This is a genomic window from Psychroserpens mesophilus (assembly GCF_000826645.1).
GTDB lineage: Bacteria > Bacteroidota > Bacteroidia > Flavobacteriales > Flavobacteriaceae > Psychroserpens > Psychroserpens mesophilus.
The window spans coordinates 359,131-373,240 of record NZ_JXJP01000003.1 but is presented as its reverse complement, the minus strand read 5'-3'; the positions used below and the strand labels follow the sequence as shown (position 1 = coordinate 373,240).

Annotated in this window: 10 protein-coding genes; 5 read left to right on the top strand and 5 right to left on the bottom strand. The window is 33.3% G+C overall.

Annotated features, from left to right (window positions below; translation table 11 throughout):
• Positions 1-2 precede the first annotated feature (2 nt).
• Together ggt and TD18_RS05495 are read right to left on the bottom strand one after the other, a co-directional pair.
• A complete protein-coding gene (gene ggt, locus TD18_RS05500) occupies positions 3-1,706 on the bottom strand; it encodes a gamma-glutamyltransferase (protein WP_040249579.1) in 1,704 nt (567 codons plus the stop codon).
• Positions 1,703-2,305, bottom strand: coding sequence for an acyl carrier protein phosphodiesterase (locus tag TD18_RS05495; protein ID WP_040249576.1), 603 nt, complete (start codon positions 2,303-2,305; stop codon positions 1,703-1,705). The genes ggt and TD18_RS05495 overlap by 4 nt, the downstream gene beginning before the upstream one ends.
• Before the next feature lie 74 nt (positions 2,306-2,379).
• Between TD18_RS05495 and glmM the strand changes: the two genes are divergently transcribed.
• Together glmM and TD18_RS05485 are read left to right on the top strand one after the other, a co-directional pair.
• Positions 2,380-3,768, top strand: coding sequence for a phosphoglucosamine mutase (glmM, locus tag TD18_RS05490; RefSeq protein ID WP_040249574.1), 1,389 nt, complete (start codon positions 2,380-2,382; stop codon positions 3,766-3,768).
• Positions 3,769-3,911: 143 nt separating this feature from the next.
• Positions 3,912-5,417, top strand: coding sequence for an aminotransferase class V-fold PLP-dependent enzyme (locus TD18_RS05485; RefSeq protein ID WP_040249572.1), 1,506 nt, complete (start codon positions 3,912-3,914; stop codon positions 5,415-5,417).
• A 1-nt stretch (position 5,418) separates the two neighbouring features.
• On the opposite strand, the gene TD18_RS05480 is transcribed toward TD18_RS05485, so the two are convergent.
• A complete protein-coding gene (locus tag TD18_RS05480; protein ID WP_040249569.1) occupies positions 5,419-6,309 on the bottom strand; it encodes a lysophospholipid acyltransferase family protein in 891 nt (296 codons plus the stop codon).
• Positions 6,310-6,365: 56 nt separating this feature from the next.
• Here TD18_RS05480 and TD18_RS05475 point away from each other — a divergent pair, with 56 nt between their 5' ends.
• Positions 6,366-7,016 carry a rhomboid family intramembrane serine protease gene (locus TD18_RS05475; protein ID WP_040249565.1) on the top strand — a complete coding sequence of 217 codons (651 nt, stop codon included), beginning with the start codon at positions 6,366-6,368 and terminating at the stop codon, positions 7,014-7,016.
• 12 nt (positions 7,017-7,028) lie between these two features.
• Here the strand turns inward: TD18_RS05475 and TD18_RS05470 are convergent, their stop codons facing one another.
• Both TD18_RS05470 and TD18_RS05465 read right to left on the bottom strand, forming a co-directional pair.
• Positions 7,029-8,195 carry a TlpA disulfide reductase family protein gene (locus tag TD18_RS05470; RefSeq protein WP_040249563.1) on the bottom strand — a complete coding sequence of 389 codons (1,167 nt, stop codon included), beginning with the start codon at positions 8,193-8,195 and terminating at the stop codon, positions 7,029-7,031.
• 5 nt (positions 8,196-8,200) lie between these two features.
• On the bottom strand, positions 8,201-9,364 hold the full coding sequence (locus TD18_RS05465; RefSeq protein WP_040249561.1) for a TlpA disulfide reductase family protein: 1,164 nt from the start codon (positions 9,362-9,364) through the stop codon (positions 8,201-8,203).
• A gap of 120 nt (positions 9,365-9,484) precedes the next feature.
• Here TD18_RS05465 and mnmE point away from each other — a divergent pair, with 120 nt between their 5' ends.
• Positions 9,485-10,876 (top strand): tRNA uridine-5-carboxymethylaminomethyl(34) synthesis GTPase MnmE, encoded by a 1,392-nt coding sequence (mnmE, locus tag TD18_RS05460; protein ID WP_040249559.1) that lies wholly within the window; start codon positions 9,485-9,487, stop codon positions 10,874-10,876.
• 306 nt (positions 10,877-11,182) lie between these two features.
• Entirely contained in the window at positions 11,183-13,936 is a 2,754-nt protein-coding gene (locus TD18_RS05455) for a helix-turn-helix and ligand-binding sensor domain-containing protein (protein ID WP_241480646.1), read from the top strand.
• Positions 13,937-14,110: the final 174 nt, after the last annotated feature.

Here is a 14,110-nt window from a genome sequence, read left to right as displayed (position 1 = left end):
AATTAAAACCCAATTGCAGTATCATCACCTCTATAATCTGCTCCACCTTCAAGTGTTCCATCTTCTAAGACTAATATAGCTTCAACTCTTGCAGTAATAGGAGCAGATGCTTCATTGATATCATAGCCTTTAATTTCAAGTTGTTCTTTGAGATCTTCAGAAAATAAATCCACTTCCATTCTAATGTTATCAGGTAACCATTGATGATGTAGACGAGGAGCATCGACAGCTTCCTGCATGCTCATATCAAATTCAACCACATTTAAAATGGTTTGTAAAACAGATGTAATGATGGTAGAACCTCCAGGCGATCCCAGAACCATGAAAAGTGTTCCGTTTTTTTCAACAATAGTCGGTGTCATAGCACTGAGCATTCGTTTTTCAGGTGCAATACTATTTGCTTTTCCACCTATCAATCCGTAGATATTAGGCTCGCCAGGTTTGCTGCTAAAATCGTCCATTTCATTATTCAAAAAGAAACCGAGTTCATCCACATATAATTTAGATCCATAACCACTATTTAAGGTTGTGGTTACTGAAACTGCATTTCCGAAGGCATCAACAATGGAGTAGTGTGTGGTTTCTTCACTTTCATAGCCTAAAATTTCACCATGGGAAATCGAATCAGAAGGCGTAGGCTTGTCAAATGAAAAATCTTCCATTCGTTTGATTAAATACGCATCACTCAATAGCTCTTCAGTTGGAATGTCAACAAAATCGGGATCGCCTAAAAAATAACTTCGATCTGCATAGGCACGTCGTTCAGCTTCAACCATAACCTGAATACTCTTTACAGAATTGTGTCCGTAAGATTTTAAATCGAAAGGTTCCATCATCTTCATAATCTGAGCTAAACACAAGCCACCACTCGAAGGAGGCGACATTGAAATGACATTATAATCTTTATATTTAAAAATTACAGGATCTCTCCACTTAGCTTCATAACGCTCTAAATCATCCATGGTCATTATGGTGCCTTTATCTTTTAAAAAAGAGATGAGTTTTTTTGCTGTTTCTCCTTTGTAAAACTCATCTTTTCCATGGTTAGCGATACGTTTTAAAGTTTCAGCAAGTTGTAGATTTTTAAGGCTGTCTTTAGCCTTAATATTTTGGGTAAATAAAATGTCTTTACCGTTTACGATTCTCATGATACTGTCGTAATGCTTTAATTTTTCATGTTGTTTTTCAGTGATGATAAAACCTTTTTGAGCGAGTTTAATTACAGGCTGCATCAGGTCTTTAATTGGAAGAGTACCAAATCTGTCATGTGCAGCAAAAATGCCAGCAATAGTACCAGGTACGCCAACTGAATGAATACCAACTGTACTCATATTATTTATAACTTGTCCGTGGTCATCTAAATACATAGTTTCGTGTGCGGCCAATGGTGCTTTTTCTCGATAATCTAATGCACCCGTTTGTCCGTCTGAAAGCCGATATACCATAAAACCGCCACCTCCTAAATTCCCAGCATACGGATAAACTACAGCCAAAGCCATTTCAGTTGCAAACATGGCATCGAAGGCATTTCCACCTTTTTTTAAGATGTCAATTCCTATTTGTGAAGCTTCTTTTCTGGCAGTAACTACCATGGCATGTTGAGCAATTACACCACGCTTTTGGAGGGTAGGAATACCATTACTAATTTCCTTTTTACAAGCATGTAGGCATAGTAATATGAGTACTAACGGCAATAATTTTCTCATAAATTATAAGCTTTAATAAGAGTCAAGCGTTTGGCATTAGAGGTTTCTATAAGATCTTCAAAGAAAAGGGAAAACTCATTTTCAAATTCAGAATAGAACTCTTTTAATTCATTAGTCGCTAAATTCATTCCAGATTTGTGCTTAGTACGTTTATTCATACCATTTAAAACACGTTGAATGCCTTCAACTTCAGCGTAGCTCAATAACCAATTGTCGGCAATCATAAATGGCATAAGTTTTTGAAAGCGCTCTGGTAAGATGTCAAAATGTTCTTTTAAAGATTCATAAAAATTATCAACATAGGATTCTAAAGGAATATTGGAATACTTACTCCAGTTTTTAGCTAAGAAATGGTCATATAAAATATCAACAATAACACCACTATAATGACTGTAGTTCTTGTGTAAGCGTTTCGTACTTTGCCTCACAACAGGATGTGCATCGGTAAACGTGTCTATGTGGCGATGTAATTTCACGCCAACCTGAAATTCTGGAGAAAGCACTTTGTATTTATTCCCTCGGATTGCATCAGCTACAAAATTGCCAATCGTAATGAGTTCGTTATCTCCTGAAAGATAAATATGGGCTAGAAAATTCATAGGTGTAATTTACGAATTGTGAGTTAAGATTTACGGTTTTGAAATAGTATATTTGCTGAAAATATTAACAAGATATGACACTTATAAAATCAATTTCAGGAATTAGAGGAACCATTGGAGGCGAAGTGGGTGAAAACTTAACACCTATTGATGCTGTAAAATTTGCTTCTGCTTATGGCACATGGATTAAACAACAACGCGAGAAGGATCATTACCGAGTTGTGGTTGGTCGTGATGCTCGAATTTCGGGTGAAATGATTCAGAATTTAGTTATGAATACTTTGGTTGGATTGGGAATTCACGTGGTTGACTTAGGATTGTCAACAACTCCAACCGTTGAAGTTGCCGTTCCTATGGAACATGCTGATGGCGGAATTATTTTAACGGCAAGTCATAACCCGAAACAATGGAACGCCTTAAAGTTACTTGATGCAAAAGGTGAGTTTTTAAACGGAGAAGAAGGTGCAAAGATTCTAGAAATAGCGGAAGGAACTGATATGAGTTTTGCTGATGTTGATAGTTTAGGAAAAATAACTATTAATGACGCCTACATAGATTTACACATTGATGAAGTATTAGATATGGAACTGGTTAATGTTGAAGCCATTAAGAAAGCCAAATTTAAAGTGGTTGTTGATGGCGTAAATTCAACAGGTGGTATTGCAATTCCTTTATTATTAGAACGTCTGGGAGTGCATCCTGTAAAATTATTTTGTGAGCCTAACGGACATTTTCCTCATAATCCAGAACCGTTGAAAGAACATTTAACAGATTTGTCGAAAGCAGTGGTTAAAGAGCATGCAGATTTCGGGATTGTTGTAGATCCAGATGTAGATCGTTTAGCATTTATGGATGAAAAAGGAGAGATGTTTGGTGAAGAATATACCTTGGTTGCTTGTGCAGATTATGTACTTAGTAAAACCAAAGGAAATACAGTTAGCAATATGAGCTCAACAAGAGCCTTAAGAGATATTACTGAAAAGCATGGTGGAACTTACGAAGCGAGTGCTGTTGGTGAAGTGAATGTTGTTGCACTTATGAAGAAAAACAATGCTGTTATTGGTGGAGAAGGTAATGGAGGCATTATTTATCCTGAATTGCATTATGGTCGTGATGCTTTGGTTGGCGTGGCTTTGTTTTTAAGTCTCTTGGCTGAAAAGAAAATGGATGTGAGTGATTTAAGAGCATCATATCCAAATTATTTTATGAGTAAAAAGAAGATTCAGTTAACTCCTGATTTAGATGTGGATGGAATTTTGAGCACGATGGAAAGCAATTATTCGCATGAAAATTTAACAACGATAGATGGTGTTAAAATTGATTTTACCGATTCTTGGGTGCATCTAAGAAAAAGTAATACCGAACCTATTATTCGTATTTATACCGAAGCGCCTTCGCAACACGAAGCAGATTCATTAGCAGATAGAATCATTTCTGAAATAAAAGCTATCGCAAATATTTAGTATCTTTAAATAAATCTATGTGTTTGAATAATTTATAGTATTGTCAATTTGGCTTCGTTTCAGACGATCAGAACTAGATTAATTAATGACCTTCTGAAAATAAATTCAGAATAATACTTTTTTAGAATTTAAAAAGAATAATAATGATTTCCACAGAAACTTCAACCTCTAAACCTTCACAACTTGAACAGCATTTCCAGGCGTTCAGACAACACATTATAGGTATAGATCAAGAGTTTGAATCGCCTTTTGGTAGGAAAAAAATAATTTATACAGATTGGACAGCTTCAGGTCGTTTATACAGACCAATTGAAGAAAAACTATGTAATGAATTTGGACCATTTGTGGCAAACACACATACCGAAACTACAGTTTCTGGCACTGCCATGACGAAAGCGTATCATGAAGCTAAACACATCATTAAGAAGCATGTGAATTGTAATGACGATGATGTACTTATTGTTTCAGGGAATGGTATGACAGGTGTCGTAAATAAGTTTCAACGTATTCTCGGACTTAAAGTTCCTGAGAATTTAAGAAAGTTTACTGAAATACCTGACGAGATTCGTCCTGTAGTTTTTATATCGCATATGGAGCATCACTCTAATCAAACATCATGGTTAGAAACCATTGCCAAAGTCGAAGTAATTCCACCAGATGACGAAGGTTTATTCAGTTTAAAAAATCTTGAAGCTCTATTAATACAATACAAGGATCGTACATTAAAAATTGCGTCTATTGTTGGAGGTTCTAATGTTACTGGAATTCAAACACCATATCATGATGTTGCCGAATTGATGCATAAACATGGTGGCGTTTGTTTTGTGGATTTTGCATGTTCAGCACCTTATGTAAATATCAATATGCATCCCGAAAATGAAGATCAGGCTTTGGATGCAATTTTCTTTTCCCCTCATAAATTTTTAGGAGGTCCTGGAACATCTGGTGTTTTAGTTTTTAATAAGAAATTATATCATAATATGATTCCTGATTGTCCAGGAGGAGGAACTGTGAGCTGGACGAACCCTTGGGGAGAACATAAATACATTGATAATATTGAGGATCGCGAAGATGGTGGTACTCCAGGTTTTTTACAAACTATAAAAACTGCACTTGCCATTAAGCTAAAAGAAGCCATGGGAGTTGAGCCTATTTTAAAACGCGAACATGAGTTGACCTCAATCATTTTTAGAGCGCTTTCAGATATTGAAAATATCAATATTTTAGCTGGTCAACATCAGGATCGTTTGGGAGTGATTTCATTTTATATTGATGATTTACATTATAATTTAGGTGTGAAGTTATTGAATGATCGCTTCGGAATTCAAACACGTGGAGGTTGCAGTTGTGCTGGAACTTACGGACATTTTTTACTACATGTAGATCAAAAAACAAGTCATGAGCTTACCAATGAGATTTCAATAGGTGATTTGGTTAGAAAACCAGGCTGGATTCGAATGTCTATCCATCCAACTACTACCAATGAAGAAATGAATTTTGTATGTGAGAGTATTAAGGCCTTGGCGAAACATCACAAAGAATGGGCTTCTGATTATGAATACATAGGCGCTAATAATGAGTTTGTCCATCATTTAGTAAAAAATGATGTAACACAGGATACTACTGTAAAATCTTGGTTCAGCCTATAATTTATTGAAATTCTTTCGGGACATGATTTCTGTGTTTCCAGCGTTTGTGCGTCCATAAATAATATTCAGGCGCCTCATGAATCTGTTTTTCAACCAGTTTCAGAAAAATATCAGTAATTTCATAATCTTTAAAATCATTTGGCGATGTCGTAATGGTTTCAAACGTTGTTTCGTAATACCCTCTTTTTAATTTTTTCACTCTGAAGAAAACGACTGCCATATCTAATTTTTTAGCTAACATTTCGGCACCAGTATGAACAGGGACTTTAATATTCATAAATTCGGTCCAATGAAAAGCCTTATCACGTCTTGGCGATTGATCTGAAGCAAATCCGTTAATAGTTAATTCACCTTTTTGTTTCGCTTCAATTAGAATTGGAATTGTTTCTTTCGTAGTAATTAAATAGCTATTGTATTTGGCTCTAATTCGTTTTACAAGACCATCAAAATATTTGTTTGCTAAACGTTTATATATAGCATACCCTTTAGCTTTAATATGAGTTTGTAAAATGAAAATCCATTCCCAACTCCCATAATGAGCGCACATCAAAACGATACTTTTATTGGTATTCTCAATGGCATGAATTTCTTCAATATTCGTAAATGTAAAACGCTTTTTCATTTCAGATTCTGAGATGCTGAGTGATTTAATAGACTCCACAATCATATCACATAAATGGTGGTAAAACTTTTTTGTAATCGCTTTAATTTCCTTTTCAGGTTTTTCAGGAAAGACTAGATTAAGATTACTTTTTACAACTTTTTTTCGGTAGCCAACGATATAGTAGAGTAGAACGAATAGTCCATCAGAAACAGCATATAAAAGTCTGAACGGTAAAATCGATACCAACCACAAAATGGGATAAATAAGAATGTAAGCTAGAAATTGCATTTATTAACCTTAAATTTGCAAGAGCAAATATATGTATAATTTAATGTTTAAAGTCTATGGGCAACTTAAGTTTAGTTACCATTGTGATAATTGCTGCTAATGTATTAATATCTTACAAAGGTTTTAATGATTACAGTTTTTTTGAGCGCTATAAGTTTAATGTTGGAAGCGTTAGACGAGGTGAACAATTTAGAATGTTTAGTTCTGGGTTTTTACATGCAGATATGTCTCATTTATTCATGAACATGCTCACCTTGTACTTCTTCGCAGATGTCGTAATCTATGGCGTTGGTGAGTTGAATTTTATTGTAATTTATATCGTTAGTTTACTTTTAGGCAGTTTACTCTCCTTATATTTTCATCAAAATGAATTCCATTATAGTGCTGTTGGAGCAAGTGGTGCTGTAACTGGAATTTTGTATGCAGCCATATTATTAAATCCTGGTATGAGTTTGTATTTGTTTTTTATTCCCATACCAATTCCTGCGTATATTTTCGGAATAGGATATTTACTGTATTCTATTTATGGCATGAAAAACAGAGTAGGAAATATTGGTCATGATGCTCATTTTGGTGGCGCAATAGGAGGTCTGGTAGTAACTCTAATTCTAGTGCCAACACTTTTTCAAACCGATGTATTAATGATTGGCCTCTTAATTATTCCTATCATTATTTTATTTGTGATGCATAAAATGGGTAAGATATAGTGCCACTGAGTTTTATTTTAATAACGCTTTTAATTTATCCTCTAATGAGTTTCCTTGGAGATTTTTACCTACGATAACACCATCACTGTCTAATAAGAAAGAAGCAGGTAAGGATCTTACATTATAAGCATTTGAGATTGAATCATTAAAATATTTAAGGTTAGAAATCTGACTCCAAATTAATTTATCTTCTTTTATAGCTTGTTTCCAATCTGATTTTGGATGTGTTTGATTTGTATTTCCATCTAGAGACACACCAATCATTTCCAATCCTTGATCGTGATACTTGTCATACAATTTAACTAATCGTGCATTATCTCTTCGGGACGCTTTATACCATGATGACCAAAAATGAACCAGTGTGGCTTTTCCTCTAATTTTATTTAATTCAATAATATTACCATTTGGATCAGGAGCAGAGAAATTTGGAGCAACTCTACCAATATCAGTTGCCGCAATAATGGCATATTGAATTCTAATATTCGGAATGCTTTTCGCAACACGTTTTCCTAAGTTAGATGTCTTTAGGTCTTCATTAATAGCATCATAAGATTCGACAATAAAACCTTTGTCTGAAGCACTTCTTCTTATCATATTATTCAACAATACCAAACCATAAGGACTATCTGTGTTGTTTTGAATAAACTCGTGAGGAAACTTTAAAATCACTTCTTTCAGGTGTTCTACTTTATCAGACATACCTGTAACATTCTCTTTATTCAGAATCATTTGTCTGTAGCGCTCGCTCGTATGACTTAGGGAATCTTCTAATTTTTTTAATTGAATATTAAATTCATTGATAGTGTTATTGACTTGATTACCCTTAATTACCGACTGTTTAATATCATCTTTATTAATTTCAAAACTCAAGTTGACATTATCAATTACAAAAGGTAGAGAACCATCTAAACTATTAATTTCTAAGAACCAAACTTCAGAATGATCAACGTTACCTTCAAAGGTAAACGCTTCATTCATTATGATAGCAGTATCTTGAGACTTTAAAAACCCTTTTTCGTCAGTAGATTTAAGATATGCTCTTAAACCATTAAAAAGGCCAGGAGCAGAACCTTGAATGGTATAGTGGTCTTGGTTTACTTCAATGAATTCTGTTTTTTTGTCTTCTTTACAAGAAATAAGAAGAACAAAGATGATGATACTGTAACAGGTTAGTTTCATTATGTTTAATTAAGGTATTCGGCGACTTTCTTTTCTAGTGCATCACCTCTGAGGTTTTTGGCAACAATCTTACCATCCTGATCTAATAAAAACGTAGCAGGAATAGAACGAATATTATAAGCTTTAGCAACAGGATCATTAAAATAGCCCAAATTTGATACATGACTCCAAGTAAGTTTATCGTCTTCAATTGCCTTAATCCAGGCAGCTTTTGGATCTTTTTGAGTACGACTTCCATCCAGAGAAACACTAATAATCTCTAGTCCTTTATTATGATATTTGTTGTAAACTTTCACAACATTTGGATTTTCCCTTCTACAAGGTTTACACCAAGATGCCCAAAAATCGATGAGTGTTAATTTCCCTTTAACATCGTTTAAAGATAACATTTTTCCATCTGGAGTTGGTGCAGAAAAAGGAGGTGCAACCTGACCAATTTCAGTAGCTCCAACAGCTGCCTGTTCAACTTTCTTTATATGTAATTGAGTTTTAAGCATCGTTGCTGCAATAGATGTTTGCTGTTCATCACTTAAAGAATTTAAAGCCGATTCAATTCTGTCATAATCGGCTTCTTTTGAATCAGCCAATTGCTTCAGTAATATAATAGAGAAGGGATTGTCACTGTTTTCCTTAATAAATTCAAAAGGAAAATCTTTCATTTTTTGATTTATTTCGGTCATTTCAGAATTCTGTCCAACAGCATTTGGGTTATTGTCTTTTGGTCTTGCAGAACGTAACTGTTTTCCCATTTCAAAACGTTTTGAACTTAATTCATTTGCTTTTTCATTATATGAATTTAAGGCAGCATTAGCCGCTGAGCCTTCAATTGTAGAATTATTTATGTCATCCTTATTGATAGTGACCTTAATTTCTTCATTCTCTAAGATTAAAGGTTTAGATCCTTTAACGCTATTAATTTTTAGATAGAGCATTTCTGGATAATCGACTTTACCTTCAAATACAAATTTTTCGTTCATGACAATGGCGGTATCCTTTGCAATTTTTCTTCCGCGATCATCTGTGGTTTCTAAATAGGCTCTAATCCCATTGTAAACACCAGGCGCAGTTCCTGAAATATAATATCCATCTCTTTTAACAGTTTGTTTTTCTTCGGTTTTACAAGACGACACAAGTAAACACAATACCAAAATAGAAATAATACGTTTCATAATTTATAATTTTTACTACTACAAATATAACAAGTCAATTGATAATAAAAACTTAAAGAACTTTTATAAAATGCTTTAGAAAGTTAAAATTGCAATACTTTTGTAAAAAATGCCTTTATAATGACTCATCATGATACTATTATTGCGTTGGCTACAGCAGCTGGAAGTGGAGCTATTGCTGTGATACGTCTTTCAGGAACTGAGGCGATTTCTATCGTTGATGCGCATTTTAAATCGGTCGTTAATCACAAATCGCTTATCGACCAAGCTACGCATACCATACATTTAGGTCATATTGTCGAAGATGAAAGAGTTCTGGATGAAGTTTTAGTCTCAGTATTTAAAAACCCGAATTCTTACACAGGAGAAAATGTTATTGAGATTTCCTGTCATGGCTCGAATTATATCCAACAGGAAATTATTCAGTTGTTTCTCCGGAATGGATGCCGAATGGCGAATGCTGGAGAGTTTACCTTGCGCGCATTTTTAAATGGAAAATTAGATTTGTCGCAAGCTGAAGCTGTAGCCGATTTGATTGCTAGTGATAATGAGGCGTCTCATCAAATTGCTATGCAACAAATGCGTGGTGGCTTTTCTTCGGAAATTGCTAAGCTAAGGGAACAATTACTAAACTTTGCATCGTTAATTGAACTGGAATTGGATTTCGCAGAAGAAGATGTAGAGTTTGCAGATCGCTCTCAGTTTAAAGCACTTGTTGAAAGAATCACCTTTGTTCTTAAACGTTTGATAGATTCGTTTGCTGTTGGTAATGTGATAAAAAATGGGATTCCTGTTGCCATTGTTGGTGAACCCAATGTTGGGAAATCGACTTTACTTAATGCTTTATTAAATGAAGAACGTGCTATCGTTTCTGAAATTGCAGGAACAACCAGAGATACCATTGAAGACGAAATTTCGATAGGAGGAATAGGCTTCCGATTTATTGACACAGCAGGAATCAGAGACACTGATGACGTCGTTGAATCGATTGGTATTAAAAAAACCTTTGAAAAAATAGATCAAGCCCAAGTTGTTATTTACTTATTTGATGCACGTGATTTTAAAGATCAGAGATCGGTTTTAAAAGTAGAATTGGAGAAAATCAAGAATAAGTATCCGCAAAAGCCACTTCTTGTAATTGCGAATAAGATAGATAAGGTTGATGATATTTTAATCTCTAAAATACAATCTGAAATTTCAGAAATAAAATTACTATCTGCTAAAACGGGTTTTGGAGTAGAGCAGTTGACGAATTCACTTTTAGACTTAATCAACACAGGTTCGCTTAGAAATAATGAAACCATCGTAACAAACTCACGACACTTTGATGCCTTGTTGAAGGCTTTTGAGGAAATTCAGAAAGTTAAACACGGACTAGAAAGTGGGCTTTCAGGCGATTTATTAGCGATTGATATACGACAAGCGTTGTATCACTTTGGCGAGATTACAGGTGAAATCACTAATGACGATTTGTTGGGTAATATTTTTGCTAATTTCTGTATTGGTAAATAGCTAATTGATCAATAGAGAGTTTAAAAATTCAAAAAGTCGACAAGTCATTTGCGATTTGCAATCATGATCTAAGAAGAAATCACTAAGTTTTAGTACATTTTATTTGTGATCATTTTGGTTTGGGTTGTTTAAAAATCCAATGTGTTTAGTATTTATGTATGGCTGTTATTTAATTTTGTATAGTTCAAAGGCTACATTTATTTTTCCTATACAAATTGCGTATATTGGCTATTGATTAATAATGACAGTCGACTTATGAAACTATTCAAGCACATTTGTGGTCTTCTTTTTTGTGTAGTCATAAATATGGCAACAGCTCAAGAAATACCTCCTATTGAAGTATTCTCAAATTCGGCTTACGATGCTGAAAACCAAAATTGGTCGATATCTCAAAGCGCTAATAAGTTTATTTATGTTGCTAATAATAATGGATTATTAGAATACAATGGAGCTCGCTGGCAATTGTATCCTTCTCCAAACAATACAATTATAAGATCTGTAAATGTTATTGATAATCAAATTTATACAGGTTGTTACATGGAGTTTGGTTTCTGGGAGCATGATGAATACGGACATTTGACTTACACATCTTTATCAAAGTCCATACAAGACGATTTGATTGAAGATGAACAGTTTTGGAATATTATAGCCCTAGATGACTGGATATTATTTCAGTCCTTAAATAGGATATATAGCTTCAATAAAATCGACAAATCCTTCCGAATCATTGATTCTAAGACACGATTAACCAAAATGATTAAAGTCGAAAATGCTATCTATTTTCAAAAACTTAACGACGGGATTTATAAAATTGAAAATGGAACAGGTCAACTCGTCAACAACAGCAACATACTTAAAGAAAATACCGTTGTAAATATTTTTGATCACAATAATTTGTTTTTAATTCAAACACAAAAAAAAGGTTTTTTTGTATTGAACAATAACGAACTGACACCGTGGAATACTCCTGCAAAAGAATATTTATCAACTATAAGTGTGTACTACAGTCTGAAACTTAGAGATAATCGATTAGCATTAGGGACTATTTCCAATGGTATTGTTTTTCTAAAAGAAAATGGAGAAATAGATTATACTATCAACAAATCTAAAGGAATTAGCAACAATACTGTGTTATCTATTTTTGAAGATATTGATCGTAATATTTGGCTAGGTTTAGACAATGGAATCAACTGCATAAACACAAATTCACCGTTTAAGTTTTTCGATGATGCGAAAGGAACTTTAGGCACCATTTACACGTCAGCAATTCATGACAATATTTTATATCTCGGCACAAATCAAGGGTTATTTTATAAACCGTATGATTCCATTCAGGATTTCAAATTCATTGAAGGTACAAAAGGTCAGGTTTGGTGTTTAGTCATTCATGAAGGTACTTTATTTTGTGGGCATGATGATGGTACTTTTCAAGTCCGTAATGGTAAAGCAACATTAATAGCAAATACACCAGGTACTTGGACAATCAAACCAATTAGAAACTTACTAGTTCAAGGAAATTACAATGGGTTAAATGTATTAGAGAAACAAAATGATACATGGCAATTTAAACATAAGGTTAAAGGATTTGATATTTCTTCAAAATATTTTGATTTCTTGAATGATACAGAATTATTTGTCAATCATGAATATAAGGGCGTTTACAAATTAAAGCTAAATGATGATTTAACCGAAGTTGTAAAAGTGAGTAATGATAAAACCATTCAAAAAGGTCTAAATTCTTCATTAGTCAAATACGAAAATGATATTCTCTATGCCTATAAAGATGGTGTCTTTAAATATGATAAATTCGACAATAGGTTTAAAAGGGATTCCATATTGAGCTTGCTCTATGATAAAGAATCTTACATATCTGGTAAATTAATACTAGATAAGAAACACAACAGACTTTGGGGTATTTCTGAAAATAATTTAAGTTATGTATCCCAAGGGCAATTGAGTAATACTAAGAAAATTAGTAGCATTTCACTACCACATAAAATAGCTAAAATGATGATTGGGTATGAAAATATTCTGAGCATTCAAGATGAAAAATATTTGGTAGGAACATCTGTAGGATATATTATAATAGACTTAGATAAGGTGCATGATAAAGTTTTTGATGTTTATATTAATTCTATTAAGAACTATGATTTAAATTCTGAAAAGAAATCAATTAATTTATCAAAGGCTGAAGAATTTGGAAACGCATTTAATAATATAGAATTTACATTTAGTGTTCCGGCATACTATAAGTTAAATAAACCGGAATACACTTATCAATTAGAAGGTTTATACGATCAATGGAGTGAGTGGTCTGATGAAGCATCAGTACTGTTTAAAAATCTGCCACATGGCAATTATACATTCAATGTTAATGTAAGAGTAGGTGGTATGACCTCTAAGAGTATATCCAGTTATTCGTTCATTATAAAAAAACCTTGGTATATCACTAATGTCATGTTGTTATTTTATACCATTGGATTAATTCTCTTATCTGTGGTGATTCACAATGTTTACAAGGCTTACTACAAGAAACAAAAGAAAGAATTAGTATTAAAAAATAAACGTGATTTGGAGTTGAAACAACTTGAGAATGAACAACAATTAATGCAGTTAAATAACGAAAAGCTAAAACAGGATATTGAGAATAAAAATAGAGAATTAGCTATATCTACAATGAGTTTGATAAAGAAAAACGAATTTTTAAATAGTATTAAAGACGAACTTAAAAAAGCAAATGAAGCTGAAGACACTCAGTTAAAGCCAGTAATTAAGATCATTGATAAAAATCTCAATAATACAGATGATTGGAAATTTTTTCAAGAAGCATTCAATAATGCAGATAAAGACTTTTTAAAGAAAGTAAAATCGAAACATCCAAATTTAACACCAAATGATCTTAAATTATGTGCATATTTAAGACTGAATCTATCTTCAAAAGAAATAGCTCCTCTACTTAACATCTCACCGAGAAGTGTTGAAGTAAAACGATACAGACTCAGAAAAAAAATGGATTTACCACACGAATCCAGCTTAACAAATTATATTTTAGAAATATAGAGGCTATACATAGCACATTCTTTACTATACATTACCTATACAAAACACTTATTTTAGAGTTTACAACGTTGTAGTTGGTCACTTGCGATTAGCTTACCTGCTAAGTATTTAATATGAAAATTTAAAGATTTAATAAAAAAAACGTTGTTTTTTTATGATGTATGTTTTTTGTTT